This is a genomic window from Psychrobacter piscatorii (assembly GCF_043641605.1).
Lineage (GTDB): Bacteria > Pseudomonadota > Gammaproteobacteria > Pseudomonadales > Moraxellaceae > Psychrobacter > Psychrobacter piscatorii_C.
The window spans coordinates 16,498-35,691 of sequence record NZ_JBHZRK010000020.1 but is presented as its reverse complement, the minus strand read 5'-3'; the positions used below and the strand labels follow the sequence as shown (position 1 = coordinate 35,691).

Sequence of the window (19,194 nt, the reverse complement as noted above, 5' to 3'; positions counted from 1 at the left end):
ACAGTAAACTGCAACCGCATTAGAGTAAATAAGGTTAGACCGTATGTTGATTACAGAATTGGGCTATTTTGCCTTGCTTACCGCTTTTGTATTGGCGTTATTGCAGGTAATTCTGCCAACTATTGGTGTTATTCATAACCAAGTTGCTTGGCAACGACTAGCCCCTAGCTTAGCTTGGGCACAGTTTGCCGCCATGATAACGTCATTTGGCGCTTTGATAGCAGGTTTTTATTATAATGATTTTAGCCTCAGTTACGTCGCGCAGCATTCCAATACGCTGTTGCCTTGGTACTATAAGTTATCGGCGACATGGGGCGGACACGAGGGCTCTTTGCTGCTATGGATGACCATCATGGCCACATGGTGTGCACTGGTATCATACTTTAGTCGCGGCTTGCCGTTATCAATGCGTGCGCGGGTATTAGTTATTTTGGCCGGTGTACAGTTAATGATGCTAACGATGCTGATATTTACCTCGTCACCGTTTGAGCGTACCTTACCCAATCTAGCGGTCGATGGCGCTGATTTAAATCCTGTCCTACAAGATTTCGGTCTGATTATTCATCCGCCCATGTTATATATGGGCTATGTGGGTATGGTAGTACCTTTTGCATTTTGTATGGCGGCATTGTGGGAAGGGCGTTTAGATGCTGCTTGGACACGCTGGTCACGTCCATGGGCGCTCGCGGCTTGGGGGTTTTTGACCATTGGTATTGCACTGGGCTCGTGGTGGGCCTACTACGAGCTTGGCTGGGGCGGTTGGTGGTTTTGGGATCCGGTAGAGAATGCCTCGTTTATGCCTTGGCTTGTCGGCTTAGCATTGCTGCATTCATTAGCAGTCACTGAAAAGCGCGGGGTGTTTAAAGCATGGACCATTATGCTGGCTATTTTCGCCTTTGCCTTAAGCTTGCTTGGCACGTTCCTGGTACGCTCTGGAGTCCTTACCTCAGTGCATTCGTTTGCCGCTGATCCGACGCGTGGTTTGGTTATCTTAGCTATTCTTGGCATTATCATCGGTAGTGGTCTATTAATGTTTGCCGTTCGAGGTTGGCGTTTAACCGTTGAAAGTCAATATCAGCTGATTTCACGTGAGTCCTTTTTAGTGATCAACAACGCCATCATTTTGATTGCAACCTTAGTGGTGCTGCTCGGCACCCTTTACCCTATTATCGCTGATGCCTTTGGTTTAGGACAAGTGTCCGTTGGCCCTCCTTATTTTAATGCATTATTTGTACCTTTAACGTGGCTGTTATTAATAGCTATGGGTATGGGCTCAAATATTCGCTGGAAAAAAGACACCCGTCCACTACTGGGTATAGGCATGGTCATCGCCGTTAGTAGCTTAGTATTAGCTGCCATTATTACTTACTTTGTTAATCCATCGTCTATGCTTAATATTGGTGTGACTTTAGCCGTTAGCTTTTGGGCACTGCTATGGATGGCAGTTGATTTTAAAGATAAAACTAAGAATGCGCCTAATCTTTTTAACGGTTTGCGGCAGTTGCGTCTGAGCTATTGGGGTCAACAGACTGCTCATATTGGCGTATTGGTTGCTGTCATTGGCATAGCCTTTACTAGTAGCCTGAGTATTGAGCGTGACGTAGCAATGGGTATTGGCGATACAGTCAATGTTCAAGGTTACGATTTTGAAGTAACTGAATTTTTTGAAATAAAGGGTAGTAACTTTGATGCAACGCAAGCGCAAGTCGTGGTATCCAAAGACGGTCGTGAAGTGGCGAAACTGACTCCAGAAAAGCGTACTTATATTATCAGCACGATGCCAACGACTGAAGCCGCTATTGACCCCAGTCTTATGCGCGATGTTTATGTCGCACTGGGCGAACCTATTGCCGATGGTAGTAACCAATGGGCATTAAGGATTTATGTAAAACCATTAATTCGCTGGATTTGGTTAGGGGCAATTATCATGGCTCTAGGTGGATTAATTAGTATGCTTGATAAACGATACCGCATCAAAAAAGTTAAAGCTCCGTTGCTAGTTACTGGTAGTTTGGCTACTGATGGAGTCAATGAGGTAGCTATTGAGCAGGCAATCTCAGCATCGACGATGTCGACACTAAAGGAGAAATAAATGACTATGTCGAATAACACTCCTGAGCAAAAAGATAGCCAAAACAGTAAGCAGCGTAACCCAAAGGCAATGAAAAAAAAGCAGATGAAGCTATGGTTCTTAATTCCGCTTATCCTCTTTTTTGGTTTGGTAGTTATATTGTACATGCGCTTAGGTAAACCAACAGACATTGTGACCAATACCGCTCTTGAGCGTCCGGTTCCTGCCTTTGAGCTGCCGTTATTAGCAGATACTACCCGTACTATCACCAATAATAATTTGCCAGATAAGCCGTTTTTACTTAATGTTTGGGGCTCGTGGTGCCCAACTTGCATTATTGAGCATCCGTTTTTAATGCAACTAGAAGAGCGCGGCATTGATATCGTTGGTGTGAATTATAAGGATGAGATTGGTAATGCGCTCAGTTACTTAAACCAAGGCGGTGATCCATTTTCTATGTCTATTCAGGATTCATTGGGTCAGTTTGCTCTAGACTTAGGCATAACTGGTGCGCCCGAAACCTTTGTTGTGGATGGAGATGGCATCATTCGTCAGCATATTGTTGGTGAGATTAATGAAGCCAATTGGCAACAGCGTGTTAAGCCGTGCCTGACCGTACTTAATGAGGCTAATAAGAACAACGATAGTCCTGATCTCATTCAGGTTGAGGAGATGTGCAAATGAACGTTACTCGAATAAGAGCTCCTCAAATAAAACTCAATATAATTTTAAAACTAGCAAGCTTAATACTAGCGTGTCTGCTTAACATGACGGCAAACGCAGCTATTGACGTATACGATTTTGATTCACCACAGCAAGAAGCTCAGTATCGTGGATTAATAGAAGAGTTTCGCTGCCCAAAATGCCAAAATCAAAACCTTGCAGCCTCTGATGCACCGATTGCACAGGATCTAAAGCAAAAAGTCTATGATTTAATTAAAGATAGACGTAGTGATGCTGAAATACGCGCCTATATGCAAGAGCGCTACGGTGACTTTATTAGCTACAAGCCGCCTATGCGACCATCGACATGGATCCTATGGTTTTTTCCACCACTATTATTGCTCGTCTTAATTGTTGGTTGGTTTTGGCAAAGTAAACGCCGCCAAGTTGTCGCCCGTGGCCAAAACGGCGTTACAGTGAACAGTACTGCTGCCTTGACCTCTGCGGAAAAGGCTGAGCTTGATCGTCTATTATCGCAAGCTGAGAATGTCGACCACGATATTACTAGCATAGAGGACAAAAAATGACTCTATTTTCTACTTTTGGCTTATTTGTAGCTCTAAGCTTGCTGATTGCTCTTATATTTGCGCTAATTGCTATTATGCCATGGCTACGAGCACCGCGTTTGCAGTCCAAACCAATAGACAATCAACTGCTAGATATTAATGTTGCAGTATTTCGCGAACGTTTAGCTGAGCTACAAACAGATAAAGACAGCGGTACTATTAATAATAGCCATTATCAAAATCAAAAGCTGGAACTGGAGCGTCAGCTATTAGATGCGCAGCGTCAGATAACACCTATGGTCACCCCTGATGTCAAAAGCCGTTTAATTGTCGCAGCTTGGATCCCAATATTGGCTGCAATGGCGTACTTACTAATAGGCAATCGTACGCCCGTGTTTGATTTGTGGACAAGCGAGGACAAAGTAGGACAAGTGGCTGATGACCTATTGACGGCTAAGATTGATAAGCCACCAAAGTGGGCGACTGAAAACGGTCGTCAGTTGATTAGCGCTATGCAGACCAACGTCCATCGTAACGCTGATGATCCTAATCGCTGGATGCGCCTATCTGAACTTTTCTTATCGATGGAGGCGACTGACTCTGCGTTAGAAGCCTTATCGCGTGCCTATCGTTTAGCACCTGATAACGAGGAGATTGCTACTACTTATGCTCAGACTAGTTTTTTTGTTAATGAAGGTCAGTTAGACGCCAATATTCGCCGTCTATTACAAGCTATATTAGCTAAGAATCCGCAGCATGAACGGGCTCAAATGCTCATGGCAATGGGTGAGACTCGTAGTAGTAACTTTGCCCAAGCGCAAGGTTGGATTAAACGCTTACAAGGCAGCATTGTGGCCAAACCAGGTGATCATACTAAAGCTTTAGCAAGCTTAGATGAGTTAAGCAACTACGTTAGCACGCAAGAAAAGCAAGCGCTAGAAGGTATTGACGTGACAGTGAAAATTAACGCTAATTTATTACCGTTAGTGAAAGCTGATGATGTGTTGTTTGTTGCGATACGTGACGTTAAAGGAGGTCCACCGTTTGCCGCCAAACGTTTACCCATTAGTATTATCAAGCAAGGTGAGGCTAGTATCCGCTTAAGTAATCTTGATGCGATGATGCCAGATCGCACGTTAAATTCAGCTCGTAGTGACAAAACTCAGTTAGCAGTCGTTGCTCGTATTAGTCATAGCGGTAATGCCATAGCAGAATCAGGCGACTTATCGGGTAATCCTATAATGATTAGCGTTGAACAGACTCAGGTTAATGTTGAAATCAATCAACAGATTCCCTAATAAAAAATTATTACCGTAAGTTTCATAAAACCAGAGCGGTAAGTGGAGCCGTTTATGAAAGTGGCGCGATTAATAATTGTATACCAAAAACATATACGTTTAACATTGTTCATTGTATAAACATAGATAAAGAAAACAACTATGACTGAATCTACCGACAGATTAGATAGTACTAAATTGAATAGCGTTGAATCGGCTAGTACTAATATTGCTGACAATAAAGTACCTATAGCTGTGAGTAGTACTCATCAATCGATTGACTCTAAAACCATGAATCATACGCCTAAAGCTATGTACGTGACTTCAGGCAACTCAATAACACCTAAAGGTAAGTTGGACAAAATGCCAAAAATGGTTGCCAATGGCAGTCGCGCTTTTATCTGGTATTTGTTGGCGATAATGGTATTAATACTTGATCAATGGACTAAGTGGTTGGCCCAAACCACATTAGCGTTCAATGACCCCGTACCGGTCATTGAACCATTTCTCAACTGGACACTCGCTTATAACTATGGGGCAGCATTTAGCTTTTTAGCCGACGCTGGCGGTTGGCAGAAATGGTTTTTCTCAGGCTTAGCTTTTGTAATGGCTATCTTTTTAACGGTTTATTTAATCAAAGCGCCACGTGCAGCCAAGCTATTATCTATGGGGTTGGCCTTAATGCTTGGTGGTGCGATTGGCAACTTAATCGATCGTTTAAGAATTGGTAAAGTGGTTGACTTTATCCATGTGCATTATGCTGATGTATGGAATTATCCTATTTTCAATGTTGCAGATATAGGTGTCTGTGTCGGTGTCGCATTGATTATAATTGACATGATATTTTTAGAAAGTAAGCGTAATAAATAAGCACATTGATGCCGATTATCACAAACAAAATGAACTAGCGTCGTAGTCACTCTATACGGAAACATACTTTTTATACTTGAGTATGTTTATAAAATGTGAACTGGAAGATAATGTATGACTGGTATAGGTACTCACTCATTTTAGGTCTTAAAACTCAATACTTAAAAGCTCTGCGTAGAGCCATTATTATAGAGACATTGAATAATCCATAAATTCTTTATTGATCATAACAAAAGGAAAATACAGTGTCACAGGCTCAGCCAACTATTGAAAAAATTCACAGCCTTAGAAAAAAACAAGAGACAGCGTTAAAAAGTCTTACCCTTATAGGCTATCTAGAAGGCACCTCTTTCTTATTATTGCTCTTCATCGCCATGCCACTAAAATATATGATGGACATTCCAGAAGGTGTGAAATACATCGGTATGGCACACGGTATGTTGTTTATTACCTATATCATAATACTTATAGGCTCAGCTATCAAAATGAAAATGCCTCTTTGGGCAATACCTGCGGGCGTACTCGGCTCACTCTTACCTTTTGGCCCATTTATATTCGATCATTTACTAAAAAAGAACTTGCAGGAAAATGTAAGTAAAGAAGCCTAGAACAAGCTCTGCTACAAATGCCACAAACGTATCTTATTACTCAAGATTATTTTTCCTAACTAAATCACAAGCCGCCATCACTCATCATGGCGACAAATGAATAACATTGAGCAGAAATTAATCACAATAAAACTTTAATTCAGACCAAGTATGAATAGCCTCACACTCCAGTTACTTTTCGAACTTATCTTACATACTATCGACAAACCCGTCTTGTTTAAAAGCTAAACAGGTTTTGTCATTCGCGATGGCTTTCCTGTTATCGTAGGGTATACCCCAAGGGAACCATCTAAAAGGCATCAAAAACCGATTAATAGACGACTTAAAATAGACTGCTGTAATGGAACTACTTATAACAGACTATTGTACGTGTTTATGTTTATCAGAGCGTGTCTACGAGCGTCTACCAAAGAATAAGATGCCAAGCGTACCAAAAACGAGCTTATACAGTTTGCTACTGATCATGATCACAAAATTGCCGCCTTCTATGTCGAAAACGAATCAGGCGCAACTTTAATACGTCCACAGTTAATGTAAGTGATCGATGATGCCTATGAAGGCGATATAATTTTGGTAGAGCAGATTGACCGCTTAGCACGTTTAAACCAAGCTGATTGGGATACTCTCAAAAGAATGCTATTAGAAAAGAATCTGGGGTAGTATCAAAAGAGCTACCGACCTCATATATGACGCCTCAATCTGAGAGCAGCACTGAATTTATGAGCAGCGTATTACAGTCCATTAATTCGATGATGCTTGATATGCTCGCTGCTATTGCTAGAAAGGACTATAAAGATCGACATAACCGTCAGGTGCAAGGTATTGCTCATGCTAAGACAGAAGGTAAATATTTAGGGCGTAGGAAAGATACCGAAAAGCGTAAGATTATTGCTAGCCTCCTAAAATCTGGGCATAGCTATTCTGAAATACAAGCTACAGCTAAGTGTTCGCGTCAGCTGATAGCTGTTATAGCTAAACAAATACTCAAATACTCAAATACTCAAATACTCAAATACTCAAATACTCAAATTTTAGGAGCTGTAATAATTCTTGTCAAACAAAAGTAATCTGTTATCAAAGTTCCTTTAACATATTCTATTTTTAGTAGTTTATTAGCTTGAATAGGGTCAAGAAAAATATTGATTACTTTTCAGGCTACGGTATTTTCGCCGAATCGTTTTACAAACGAATCATCATTGGAACGATAATATTGAGACTAGCTTGAGCTTGATTATCAAGGCAGACTTTCCTGCGTATAGCAGGGTTCGTCTAACTATTCAAACCATCTGCTTCATCTTTAAAGGTCTCTACAACGATAGAGAAAATATCGTCCCAAACCTCATCATTTGCCAAAAACGGATAATCCTTCAGTAGCTTATTACTTTTAGCACCCTTATTTTGTAGCATGCTGCGAATGATTCTATCGGCATAGCTGTTGGGCATCTCAACAATCTCTTTTATCGCCAGTCGTGCATGGTCATGCTTTCTTAGGTACTGTGACTCGTTATGCATCTCTTTTTCAATAACATGAGCAATCAGTCCTGATAAGTACTGAACGTGAGGCGTTAGATCCATGAAGCGCCATGCAGGTTGAATCAGGTGAGTATTTCCAAAATTTAAGTTTGAGCGAATACCATCAGGGTAGGTAACTGCCTGTTTATCAAAGCTGTAATGATCACGGATTTGCTTCATGAGCGGCACAGAGACACGGTCTAAAATCTTATCATAGGCATGCCGGTCTGAGGGATGCTCGGCAATGGCTTGTGATATAGGTAGGATAATCGGCTCATGAATGACCTGGTCTCGCCTGAGGACGTCATTAATTAAAAAGCGATGTACACGGCCATTGCCATCCGCCAGCGGATGAATATATACAAAGGCAAAGGAGGCAACCGCACTACGCATCAGTGCTGATTGTCCCTCAGTCTTTTCCATAAATACCTGTAATCCTTCTAACTTATCAGCAATGTCATCAGCTGGTGGAGCAATATAATGCACAATTTCTTTAAAGCCATTGACCTGAGTATGCGACACAAAAACTGGTGATTGACGGACACCATACTGCTGGATAACCGTTTTGCTACCGAGTATCTCTTGTTGCAACTCTGCTAGTGATTCAGGATCAAGCGGAATGTCACCGGTGCCGGTACGCCGTGCCATCACATCGGCAAAACGTTCAATGCGTTTTAACTCTTTTCCCTCACCTTCTATAGTAAAGCTGGCTTTACTCTCTCGTAGGGTCATCCATACGGAGGCGCGCATCAGTAAGTCTTGCCCAAATTCATCGTTAAGTTTGTCAACCATTGTGGCAATATCGAGTGCAGCTGCTTGCGTAAAGGCCTCTGTTTTTACCAGCATCGGACAGAAATGACGGGTTCCTGCTAGATTGTCATTGATACGCCAGCGAGCGTTCTTGATGACCTGCGAAGGACTTGAAGTAACCAACTTCTTGGTATCCAAAGCATCCACATAGTTACCGCCTATATTACTCGGTACCTCTAAATGCTTATCCATGAGCCACTCATACAAGAAAGCCATTCTACGGGCATAGCTGCCTGTCGGCTCAGCGTTTACCCATGCTTGCACGTCATTTGCCCCTATCTGCTCAAATAGACGAACCAGTAACTCTAAATTCAGTACTTCATGACGCATGTGAAACTGTAAGTGCGCAATGATAGTGTCCAGTGGACGTGCGGTTTCCTGATAAGCGTTATGAATGACGTCACCGTCTTTATAGGTTTGTCTGCGCCCACCGATACTACTGCTGACATATAAAGGCGAAACCAGCTCTATGCTGGCATAACGGACAAGCCATGCTGCGCCAATAGGATCTGAGATAGGGGTATTCATCATGAGTGGCTCAAGCGATTATAGATAAGCCATTTTGCGCAAAAACAATTATGAATGCAATATAATGATTATTATAAAGCCTTATTGCATTAAAACGATTTTCTTATGACGTTGCGATGCCTTTAAATCAAGACCAAAGGTCACGTTGAGTCGATATTTAAAATACCTCAGCTATTGACCTGCTTTAAGACACGATAAACGGTAGCTACGCCAACACCAACCGCCTTAGCGATCTCTTCTTTTGTCATATTGTTTTGACTAGCCAATGCTTTAATACGATTGTGTTTTGCGGTATTGGCTTTCTTACCAGTGGGTTTATAGCCACTGTTGGCCAATCCTTGTTTAATGCGCTCTCTACGCTTGTCATTATCAAGCTTTGCCATGGTCGCTAATAAATCGATCAGCATATCGTTAATCACTTTTAGGATCTCACCTGTCATACCGTCACTCATCGTATGTGTGGTTGGTAGATCAGCCACCACCAATCGTAAGCCCTTATCTTTAATACGCTGCTTTAGAATCGAAAAATCATCTTGAGATAGTCTGCTTAATCTATCCACGCTTTCAACCAATAAAATATCGCCTTGCTCGGCGTCCTTTAGCAACTTAGCTAAGATTGGTCTATCGAGCTTTGTACCACTGAAGTGCTCAACGTAATCAACATAGCTATCACCATAGCGGCTACTGAAGGCAACCAAATCTATTAATGCTCTAGTAGCGTCTTGATCCTTAGTGCTGGCTCTCACATAAATACGAACGGTCATAATACCTCTTTGTATCAGTTAGACTTAATAATTGATGTTCATTGATAATAGCAAGATATTACTATCATTTAATATCAAATAAAAGTCAAATGATAGATAGGTTATCGTTTAGAAGTTTTATGTTTTGGGTATAGGCTAATGATAGGAAAAAAGCACAGCAACCAGTCCTATAATTCTAAAGTCTGTTATAGATGGTTCCATATTAACAGTCTATTTTGAGTAGTCTGTTAATATGTTTGAAGGGTGAGATAGCTGGTTCCGCTAAGGTATGCTCTAAATGACACACCAAATAAGCACCCAATCAAACCTTAGTATTGAAAAACTTACCTAAGAAAAACACTGAATATAAAAAAGGTTGCTAACACTACATATAAATGGCGTTAGCAACTTCTACTACTATGACAACTGAGTTACTAGAGGTATTGTTGCAGCTGACTGCTTGAAACCTTTAAAAAAATCTTTGTGAACTAAGATTTGATATTCTTAGATAGCGAACCCATCGCAGCTTTGTATGGCTCTAAGAGATTATTAAAAGCCTTCTCAAGAAATAGGAAATAAAGACGTCGAACCCATCGCTGATGCCTGATGTTGACCAGCGTGTTGAATTTTGACTTATTTCTTGCTTTAATGACACTTTTCGATAAGATAGTAATCAATTACTATCTTATTAGGAGTACTCATGAGTTTCCACTCAAAAAATCTACCGGCTGATGAACGTCGTACCGTTACTATCAAGTCCGTCGTGGAGCTCGCCGGTACGCAAAACCCAAGTAAGATTACTACTGCAGCAATCGCTAAACACATGAACTTGACCCAAGGTGCACTGTTTCGGCATTTTCCGAATAAGGAAGCAATTTGGCAGGCGGTCATGGAGTGGGTGGCAGAGCGTCTACTGGCTAAAATTGATACATCCACACAAGGAATCGAGTCACCCTTGATAGCTATGGAAGCAATGTTCATGAGTCATATTGATTTCGTGGTCGAGCATCCAGGTGTACCGAGAATGATTTTTGGAGAGCTTCAGCGTGCCGAATCGACACCAGCCAAGTGTATGGTGCAAACTTTGATTCAGCGCTACGGCGAACGCTTGCATTTACTCATTAATAAAGGTAAGACCAGCGGCGAGTTGCCGTCATCCCTTGATAACGAGGCAGCGGCAATGCTGTTCATTGGCACCATTCAAGGTTTGGTTATGCAATCGATGCTGGTAGGTGACGTGGGACGCATGCAGCACGATGCGCCACGGGTTTTTGCGATTTATATGCGCGGCATAAGGGGTATTCAATGAAGAAGTTACCCATACAAGGACGCACTTTAGCGCTGCTTGCCATCATCATTCCATTGCTGGCCCTTTTTATCTATGTCGGCCTACGATCAGGCCCACTCGCCCCCGTCGCTGTGACGGTGGCAAGTGTGGAGTCGGGATCTATCACCCCAGCGCTGTTCGGTATCGGCACGGTAGAATCACGTTATACCTACAAAATCGGACCAATATTTGCAGGTCGCGTCAAAAGCTTGGATGTGCATGTGGGCGATCAGGTCAAAGCTGGACAGGTACTTGGTGGGATGGAGCCGGTTGATCTCGATGATCGGGTTCGTTCCCAAGAATCAGTACTCAAGCGTGCGGAAGCCGTATTACAAGAGTCGAAAGCTAGGCAAGTCTATGCGCAAATACAGGCGAAACGCTATGAGCAATTATTGTCAGTGCAAGCGGTCAGTGAGGAGAGCGTCGCCACGAAAAAACAGGAACTACAGGTCGCTAATGCTGAACTATCCGTCGCTCAGGCAGACCTTGCTCGAGCACACTCCGACCGAGAAGGATTCATTGCGCAGAGAAGTAATCTACGCTTAATCGCGCCGGTCGATGGGGTCGTTGCCGTGCGTGATGCTGATCCCGGCACCACGGTCGTCGCAGGGCAAGCGGTGGTAGAGGTAATAGACCCCAAAAGTTTATGGATCAATGTGCGTTTTGACCAAATCAATGCATCGGGGCTAGCTGCAGGCTTACCGACTCGTATCATCCTGCGTTCGCGTAGCGGCCAAACCTTGAAAGGTAGCGTGCTGCGTGTGGAGCTCAAAGCCGACGCGGTAACCGAGGAGATGCTCGCCAAGGTGACCTTCGATAATCAACCAGACTCTTTGCCATCAATAGGCGAACTGGCAGAAGTCACCGTTGACTTACCGGCGCTCCCGACCGTTCCTTTGATCTCCAACGCTGCCGTTCAGCGTGAGGGGGACAAGGTCGGTGTCTGGCAAATAGTGGATGGTGATCTGCATTTTTCCCCGATCAAGCTCGGTGCATCCGATCTCAATGGCTATGTGCAGGTGCTCGAAGGGCTTAACAAAGGTGATCAAGTCGTAACCTATAGCGAAAAGGCATTGAAAGTGGGCAGTCGTATCCATATAGTCGATCGCATTTCAGGAGTGTCACCATGATCAGCTTAGCTGGTCGCGATATTCTTCATGCTTGGGGAAAGTTCATCTTTACCGGTATTGGTCTGGGTCTGCTGATCGGCGTCACTCTCGTTATGGCCGGAGTTTACCGGGGTATGGTGGACGATGGCAAAGCCTTACTCGATAATAGTGGCGCTGATCTTTGGGTGGTGCAGAAGGATACACTGGGTCCCTACGCGGAGTCGTCTAGCATCAACGATGACGTCTATCGCACCATCCTTGCCATGCCGGGCGTCGCCGAAGCAGCGAACGTGACCTACCTAACCACACAAGTACATAAAGGCGAAAGTGATGTACGTGCCATGGTAGTTGGTATTGCGCCTGGTGAGTTGGGAGCCACACCTGGATGGCCTCCTTATCTCGTTGCTGGCCGCCAAATCACGCGCAGTCACTACGAGGCGGTGGCCGATATCGCTACCGGCTTTAAATTGGGAGATTCTCTAGCTATTCGTCGCAATCATTACACTGTTGTGGGGCTAACACGGCGCATGGTATCGTCTAGTGGTGACCCAATGGTGTTTGTTCCGCTCAAGGATGCCCAAGAAGCCCAGTTTCTCAAAAACAACGACGCCATTTGGCAAAGCCGACAGCGCACTGAAGCCAATCCCGCTTTTAATCGTCCCGGTGTGCCAGGTTTGTTAGATGCTGTGATTGCTTCACAGAATACCAACTTGTCCGTCAATGCCGTACTGGTCACACTGAAACCCGGCTATGCGCAGAATGAAGTGGCCGAATCCATCCAGCGCTGGAAGCGTTTGACAGTCTACACGCGGGCACAGATGGAAGACATCCTCGTCGGCAAGTTAATCGCTACCTCAGCCAAGCAGATCGGCATGTTTCTAGTAATTTTAGCCATTGTTAGCGCGGCTATCGTTGCTTTCATCATCTATTCGCTGACCATGGACAAAATCCGCGAAATCGCGGTATTGAAGCTCATTGGCACCCGTAACCGAACTATCGCGGCGATGATCATGCAACAGGCGCTTGCACTAGGTGTGATTGGCTTCGTGGTTGGCAAGATTACGGCCACTTTCGCCGCACCTGTGTTTCCCAAGTATGTGCTGCTTACGCCAATGGATTCGGTGATCGGTTTTCTTGCCGTGCTCATGATTTGCATACTTGCAAGCATTATCGCCATTCGTATGGCACTCAAGGTCGATCCGGCCGAAGCGATAGGATAACTCAATGACTAAAAAAGGAATACACATCGAAGGCCTAAGCAAACGCTTTGGCAAAGGTGACACGGCTGTCTACGCGTTGAAGGACGTGAATATGCAGGTTGCACCAGGTGAGGTTGTTGGCTTGATCGGTCCTTCCGGATCAGGCAAGAGCACACTGCTAAAATGCCTAGGCGCGGTGATTGATCCGAGCGCCGGTCGCATGACGCTGGGCGATGAGGTAATCTACGACGATGGTTGGAAAGTTCGTGATTTGCGTGCCTTGCGCCGCGACAAAATTGGTTTTGTCTTCCAATCACCATATTTGATTCCGTTTCTGGATGTCACTGACAATGTAGCTCTGCTGCCAATGCTAGCAGGCATCTCGAATGCAAAGTCACGGGCGAAGGCATTGGCGTTGCTCACGGCACTTGATGTGCAACACCGAGCTCAAGCCATGCCTTCGCAACTTTCCGGTGGCGAGCAGCAACGGGTTGCTATTGCTCGTGGATTGGTCAATCAGCCACCGGTGATTCTGACGGATGAACCGACCGCCGCTCTCGATAGCGTGCGTGCCATGGCAGTGATTCGCATCCTTAACGACATGGCTCAGAAATTCGAAACTGCCATCATCGTTGTCACTCATGACGAAAAAATTATTCCTACTTTTAAGCGTATCTACCACATCCGAGACGGCGTAACCCATGAAGAAGTTGGCGAAGGCAGAGCGTTCGAATGAGGGAAATATTGAATGATAGAAAGGTCTTATGACCTACCACAAACATGGCCCCACAAGGCAACTTGCCTAGTGGTTGCCAGTCTGACTAGTTGTGTTGCCGGCCCTTATTTTCAATAACCCATCGCACCTAATAGGTGGACTTTTCGATGTCTTTATAGTGCACCGATCACGAACAGAATATATATGATAAGTACACCATGAAGTACACCGTAACTATTTCAGCGAGTTAAAACGTTGATACCATTAGCCCACAGCTTAGGGTTCAAGTCCTCACTAGGGAACCGAACCAGTGAAAGCACTTGACTGGTTCGCTATAGGCGTACAGTAAAATATGCGCTATGAAATTTCTCGCATATCGATACGTTTGTTTTTATAGCGCCCGTGGAATCTATTAACATCAAAATTAATCTCATTAATTGCGGCACGGATACCTATTTGTGGAATTGGTTTGCTATAAAGGTAACCTTCTCCAACATTTGAATTTTGAAAGAAGCGCCCTATAGGGTCAATCATCAAATAAGAGTCTGTCATCTCATCATTATTTTCAGAAGATATAACGTCACTAAAGCTTTGATGACGCTCTAAAAACCTAGCAAAGTCATCTTGAGAAATATTATTGTCGTGAGTTAAAACTGGTAATACTTTGAAAACCTTCCATTTATCAGGAGCGACTTGCTCAATGAACCGAGACAAGTCTTCTGATTTATTTAAACTGCTAACTACTGTATTTATTTTTATATCAATTCTTGGATTGATCTTCTTTATAGCCTTAATATCTAATAATACCTTATGAGTATCCATGACTTTACTTTTTTCTATCCTACCAATTTTTGTATTAGTATCACTATCCAATGAGTCAACACTAAAACCAATGCTGCTAAAGCTATCTGCGATAAGCTCTATTAGCTCACTATTCAACCGACTACCATTTGTTATTGCTGAAAGTACAAAGCCTCTTTGTCGAGCGTGATGAATGATTCTTATAACTTTTCTTGTATTGAGGAACGTTTCGCCACCAACAAGGTTTAGTCGCACGCTCTTAAATTCGGTCATATATTTATCGTTTAGAATCGACGGTAACCCTTGTATTTCATCCATGAGCTTACTGACAGACTCATTATCATTGAGTAACTCATTTTTTTGTTTATCCCACTTAGCAAAGCAGTAATGACAATGATAATTGCAAGCTTCCGTGATATGCCAGTTCACTACCAATTCTGTTTTATATTTTTCTTTATAATCCATGGCTATTACCTATTATGTTAAGACCGCTAAGCATATTCAGCTACTTAGCGGCTTTATAGTTGCTATATCATTTAATCAAAAAAACCGCCTAAAATACCACCTATTACCGCTCCAGCACCTACTACTGCTAGTGCTGGTAGAGCAATCGGTGCAGCTGCGGCTGTCGCAGCTCCAGTTGCCATGAAGCCTAATGCAGTCGTCCCAGACACTGCTCCTGTTGCGCCTACTAAAGCAGTGGTTCCCACAGCACCAGAAGTACCCAATGCAGCACCACCTATAGCACCCGTAGCACAACCGGCCAATCTACCTACAGCAATACCTGATGTGGTAGTTCCTGATAAGGCTTTTGCCGAACTCGCGACCAATCCAGTCACTTGTGCAGCAGTAGATGCTGTTCTTGTTGCGTGATAACCCGCCGCAGCGGCTGTTGTTGTGTATGTTAGAGCTGATCGTACTTGCTTACTTTCACCTCTTCCTGTGACACACCAAGTTGCAAAATGCTCACAGTTGTTAAATGCAAGATTATAGCTATCTTCGCCTACACGGCTAAGAGCCCTCTCTACAATCTCACTGCTCGAGTACTTTAATTTATGAGAAGGATGTTGGACTATATAATAGTCTATCTCGCCACCTAGAAACCTCTCAAGCGTAGTGACTTCCAGTGCGCCTTTTTTAAAGGCTTGTGCAAAGCCACTATAATGGACCACCCTACCATCTCCACAATAAATTCCGTGATGAGAGTAACCCAAGCGATATGTCTTGATATGTGAACCAGCTGTTAGTTTTTTCACGATAATTCCTTAAGTTTGATTAGTATTTTTTGTAACTGTCTACATCATAAGCTGTGATTAGGGCAGCGTTATCCACCACCACCACTACCCCGCCCTTTGCTAAAATTTTCAAAGCTATCTTTTTCTGCACCAATAATCTGTTACGCGCCTTATCAATAAGCCTAGCGACATTAAAGTGCTTAAACTTAGTCTTAAGGCGATCTAGTTTAGTGATACGAGCGTTCATCTTGCTGATGATGCTTCGAATAATTTTTCTTGTGGTAATGAATTTATCCCCCTTTATTTCCCCGTTATCTATAGTCCACTTAACCATGGCGCGGCTAATACCTCTTTGGGCGATGCGTTTTTCAAAATGGTAGGTTGGCTTTAGCATAGCGATCTCCGTATTAACATTAAATTCTACGTTCTAGATGAGTACATAGTACACTAGATAAAAAATTTTTCTATTGTATAATGACATTGTTACTTAGTAAATAATCATGTAATAAGCCAACCTAATAATTTAAATTAGTAAATTATAATATATAATTATTATTTTGGTTACCAATATACGTAATTTTTTATGATATTAATGGAAAATTTACTTTTTTTTCTGATTTCAAGATAAACTATATTTTTAAGCAGTCTATGTGACAACTTATCTTAGTTTACAAAATATTAACCATTAGGATTCTTTATGCATTCAAATCAACTGTTCACTGCTACCAGCTTTAACCGTCAATCGGCAAAACCATCTGACAGCACTATAAAAAGCAATCTTGAGTACTTAAAAATCAGACCCAAGGACATAGAAGACATAGTTAGAGACGCACAAAATACTTATAAGATGGTTTTTGAGCAGGTTTTCTTAGTGATGCGTTATGTTAGATACCTGATAGAAGACGAGCAGAATGCTCTAGCTGTGCGAGGAAGGATGAATTTTTTAATGACAGTTTTTAAACGTCAAGAAAATGCAGATGATGAAATACTTGATAATATTCGCAAGAACATTCTAAAAAAGTTAGAGAAAGACATAGGGAGTAATGACATCATTGCCTATCTGCAGACATTAGAGTCTAATGAGAGCAGTGCCATATTGAGAGGTATGCAAGAAAATGGTGTAGCGTTTGCACCCATTGAATGTGCTCGTGGTCAAGACGTATCAAGATCATACCCTTACTACGATATGTATATGTGCCTTCAGCACCCTTTGGATATTTTCAAGATGCTTCTGAAAAAGAATAACCATGAGGCGTCTGATATTGAAAGATCAATATATTACAAGATTAAATCTCATGCTGACCATGTCAACCCTAAAGGAATTAGGCTACAAAGCATATCAGAAGAGCAATATCAGCATATGCTTAAGCTTGATAAGGAAGGTAGCCTTGCAAAAATTGTAGACGAATATACTCCACACAATAAAGACAGTATTTTAAGCGAAGTAAGGAGTGATATAGCTATTGAGCTTGGACGGTGGGCTACAGAGGTTTTTGATAAAATCTCGAACCCTTCTTATGGTAAGACAAAAAATAAACTGGGGCAAAAACAGATAACCTTTGATAACTCATTTAAGATAAATATTGGTTCAGACCGCACGGTTATTGATATACAGTCTGGGCTAGTAGGCAATTTAAACAAAATTAATCAGCTAGATGACCTTTTTGATAGTATTAAACTCGCTGTAAAGGCTAAGCTTAAGTCCCCGAAATTTTCTGGCCGTCCACATCGAGCTGAAGAGCGCTTCAATAATGAAAATGCATTAGCTGATATTAGTGCTTGGTATGATAGGTATTCAACTGAGATGTTTAGACGGATTGATCAGATCCCCAAAGCCATTGTTTCTATCATCTATTTTGATTTAGAAAGGGGGATACCAAGTTTGAACCATGTATTTCGAGATGCGCAAGAACTTAAAAACGCTTATGAGAGTGTACAGGAAAAGCCAGCTGCGAAAAAAGCGAGCCCAGTTAAGGAGCGTAATTTACTGATTACATGTATCAACTCGTTAAATTTATACTTAAATAATGATAAAAGCCAAGACAATCTCAACAACCTAATTCAAAGAGTTCAAGATAAAGACACTCTTGGTATCAATAATTTATATCGGCTAAATAATCCAATAATGTCGTTATGGACTGTTTTTAGTGAGAATAAAGACGAAGATGATAATTTAACAGGCAGTCTAGATGCTAGTTTTGGTGAGACAGAGCAAGAGAAGATGATGTATCGCTTTAAGACCGTACCCTTCTTCTTTAAAAGAAAAGCAAACATAGAACTTCGTGAGCTAATCTATAGTATTTCAAGTCAATCTAGTACTGAGAACCCAGTACCATATCCTTACAACTCGGCATTTCCTCTACCTCTATGGATACGAAAGCCATCAATAACGCTAACTGATAGTGCTGATAGCAGTATTGATGCTGAACCTAAATCACCAGAAATAAATGATTAATATATTCAGCTGTCTCTTTCATAAGCCCAGCTATGAATTGATAGCTGGGCTTATCAACTCATAGCTCTACTTGCTCATAACTTCTCATCAAACCAATAAACGCCGCCTCAAGCACACCAATCGCCTCATCATCAACGATTAACCCCTCATCTATCTGACGCTGCACCCATACATGAAGCGCCTCATCATTATAGAAAATCGGATTCACGTCCAATATTTTGGCCAGCTGTGAGCCTTGCTGTATTTGTAAGTTTTCAATAAGTTGCTTGGTTAAAACCTTCACTTTGTGATCAAACCAAGATGACGTTGTTGGTTGCTGCGCTGACGTATACATAATAACCTCCTGTAGGTTAATTAGATTTCTTAATTAACTAAATGTTCTGCTACAGGTAAAATTATACACGCATTTTGACTCATTGCAAGATAAAATAACCTACTGTAGGTTATTTTATGTGTTTAGAGATTATATGTCTGAATCGTCAGTAAGTTCATATAGATCGCCTACCTCAATTTTAAAATAGCGGCATAGCTTTTCAATCACTTCTAAATCTACTCGAGTGGCTTCTTCATGATACATACGCGTGATTGTGCCTCTGTTGATAGAAGTTTCTCTTGCAACATCTGCAATTTTAAGGCGCTTTTCACCCATTATCGTTGATAAATGACACTTAACCATTACCCTCTCCTATTTCAAATATAGTGCTA

19 protein-coding genes are annotated in these 19,194 nt (G+C 42.3%); 12 read left to right on the top strand and 7 right to left on the bottom strand.

Annotation, left to right across the window (positions count from 1 at the left end):
- Window positions 1-43: 43 nt before the first annotated feature.
- The 7 genes from ACHUET_RS14080 to ACHUET_RS14615 all read left to right on the top strand — a co-directional run bounded on the left by ACHUET_RS14080 (window position 44) and on the right by ACHUET_RS14615 (window position 7,122).
- Window positions 44-2,092 (top strand): heme lyase CcmF/NrfE family subunit, encoded by a 2,049-nt coding sequence (locus tag ACHUET_RS14080; protein ID WP_114701930.1) that lies wholly within the window; start codon window positions 44-46, stop codon window positions 2,090-2,092.
- Window positions 2,093-2,755 (top strand): DsbE family thiol:disulfide interchange protein, encoded by a 663-nt coding sequence (locus tag ACHUET_RS14075; RefSeq protein WP_114701929.1) that lies wholly within the window; start codon window positions 2,093-2,095, stop codon window positions 2,753-2,755.
- 83 nt (window positions 2,756-2,838) lie between these two features.
- Window positions 2,839-3,321 carry a cytochrome c-type biogenesis protein gene (locus tag ACHUET_RS14070; protein ID WP_371532842.1) on the top strand — a complete coding sequence of 161 codons (483 nt, stop codon included), beginning with the start codon at window positions 2,839-2,841 and terminating at the stop codon, window positions 3,319-3,321.
- A complete protein-coding gene (gene ccmI / locus ACHUET_RS14065) occupies window positions 3,318-4,598 on the top strand; it encodes a c-type cytochrome biogenesis protein CcmI (protein ID WP_114701928.1) in 1,281 nt (426 codons plus the stop codon). Before ACHUET_RS14070 ends, ccmI begins: the two co-directional genes overlap by 4 nt.
- Window positions 4,599-4,739: 141 nt before the next feature.
- Complete coding sequence (lspA, locus tag ACHUET_RS14060; RefSeq protein WP_114701927.1) at window positions 4,740-5,447, top strand: signal peptidase II; 708 nt, start codon at window positions 4,740-4,742, stop codon at window positions 5,445-5,447.
- 275 nt (window positions 5,448-5,722) lie between these two features.
- Complete coding sequence (locus ACHUET_RS14055; protein WP_131603940.1) at window positions 5,723-6,055, top strand: DUF3817 domain-containing protein; 333 nt, start codon at window positions 5,723-5,725, stop codon at window positions 6,053-6,055.
- Window positions 6,056-6,741: 686 nt separating this feature from the next.
- Complete coding sequence (locus tag ACHUET_RS14615; protein WP_265088201.1) at window positions 6,742-7,122, top strand: recombinase family protein; 381 nt, start codon at window positions 6,742-6,744, stop codon at window positions 7,120-7,122.
- Window positions 7,123-7,324: 202 nt separating this feature from the next.
- On the opposite strand, the gene ACHUET_RS14045 is transcribed toward ACHUET_RS14615, so the two are convergent.
- Window positions 7,325-8,908 carry a Fic family protein gene (locus ACHUET_RS14045; protein WP_114701979.1) on the bottom strand — a complete coding sequence of 528 codons (1,584 nt, stop codon included), beginning with the start codon at window positions 8,906-8,908 and terminating at the stop codon, window positions 7,325-7,327.
- Window positions 8,909-9,072: 164 nt separating this feature from the next.
- Window positions 9,073-9,669 (bottom strand): recombinase family protein, encoded by a 597-nt coding sequence (locus ACHUET_RS14040; RefSeq protein WP_114701980.1) that lies wholly within the window; start codon window positions 9,667-9,669, stop codon window positions 9,073-9,075.
- A 679-nt stretch (window positions 9,670-10,348) separates the two neighbouring features.
- On the opposite strand from ACHUET_RS14040, the gene ACHUET_RS14035 reads away from it, so the two are divergent.
- From ACHUET_RS14035 to ACHUET_RS14020, 4 genes are read left to right on the top strand one after another with little or no spacing between them, the layout of a single operon-like run.
- Entirely contained in the window at window positions 10,349-10,957 is a 609-nt protein-coding gene (locus tag ACHUET_RS14035) for a TetR/AcrR family transcriptional regulator (RefSeq protein WP_394213703.1), read from the top strand.
- The gene (locus ACHUET_RS14030) at window positions 10,954-12,105 is read left to right on the top strand and encodes an efflux RND transporter periplasmic adaptor subunit (protein WP_394213701.1); all 1,152 of its coding nucleotides are present in this window, start codon (window positions 10,954-10,956) and stop codon (window positions 12,103-12,105) included. Before ACHUET_RS14035 ends, ACHUET_RS14030 begins: the two co-directional genes overlap by 4 nt.
- Complete coding sequence (locus ACHUET_RS14025) at window positions 12,102-13,304, top strand: ABC transporter permease (RefSeq protein WP_394213699.1); 1,203 nt, start codon at window positions 12,102-12,104, stop codon at window positions 13,302-13,304. The genes ACHUET_RS14030 and ACHUET_RS14025 overlap by 4 nt, the downstream gene beginning before the upstream one ends.
- Window positions 13,305-13,308: 4 nt before the next feature.
- The gene (locus tag ACHUET_RS14020; RefSeq protein ID WP_087814831.1) at window positions 13,309-14,019 is read left to right on the top strand and encodes an ABC transporter ATP-binding protein; all 711 of its coding nucleotides are present in this window, start codon (window positions 13,309-13,311) and stop codon (window positions 14,017-14,019) included.
- 336 nt (window positions 14,020-14,355) lie between these two features.
- Here the strand turns inward: ACHUET_RS14020 and ACHUET_RS14015 are convergent, their stop codons facing one another.
- The 3 genes from ACHUET_RS14015 to ACHUET_RS14005 form a co-directional block, all read right to left on the bottom strand.
- The gene (locus ACHUET_RS14015; protein ID WP_394213696.1) at window positions 14,356-15,264 is read right to left on the bottom strand and encodes a viperin family antiviral radical SAM protein; all 909 of its coding nucleotides are present in this window, start codon (window positions 15,262-15,264) and stop codon (window positions 14,356-14,358) included.
- A 71-nt stretch (window positions 15,265-15,335) separates the two neighbouring features.
- Window positions 15,336-16,055 carry a lecithin retinol acyltransferase family protein gene (locus ACHUET_RS14010; RefSeq protein ID WP_394213694.1) on the bottom strand — a complete coding sequence of 240 codons (720 nt, stop codon included), beginning with the start codon at window positions 16,053-16,055 and terminating at the stop codon, window positions 15,336-15,338.
- 19 nt (window positions 16,056-16,074) lie between these two features.
- The gene (locus tag ACHUET_RS14005; protein WP_394213692.1) at window positions 16,075-16,428 is read right to left on the bottom strand and encodes a DUF4258 domain-containing protein; all 354 of its coding nucleotides are present in this window, start codon (window positions 16,426-16,428) and stop codon (window positions 16,075-16,077) included.
- A gap of 303 nt (window positions 16,429-16,731) precedes the next feature.
- Here ACHUET_RS14005 and ACHUET_RS14000 point away from each other — a divergent pair, with 303 nt between their 5' ends.
- A complete protein-coding gene (locus ACHUET_RS14000) occupies window positions 16,732-18,489 on the top strand; it encodes a hypothetical protein (protein ID WP_394213690.1) in 1,758 nt (585 codons plus the stop codon).
- A 58-nt stretch (window positions 18,490-18,547) separates the two neighbouring features.
- On the opposite strand, the gene ACHUET_RS13995 is transcribed toward ACHUET_RS14000, so the two are convergent.
- Window positions 18,548-18,823 (bottom strand): hypothetical protein, encoded by a 276-nt coding sequence (locus tag ACHUET_RS13995; protein WP_394213688.1) that lies wholly within the window; start codon window positions 18,821-18,823, stop codon window positions 18,548-18,550.
- Window positions 18,824-18,952: 129 nt separating this feature from the next.
- The gene (locus ACHUET_RS13990; protein WP_201530165.1) at window positions 18,953-19,165 is read right to left on the bottom strand and encodes a helix-turn-helix domain-containing protein; all 213 of its coding nucleotides are present in this window, start codon (window positions 19,163-19,165) and stop codon (window positions 18,953-18,955) included.
- Window positions 19,166-19,194: the final 29 nt, after the last annotated feature.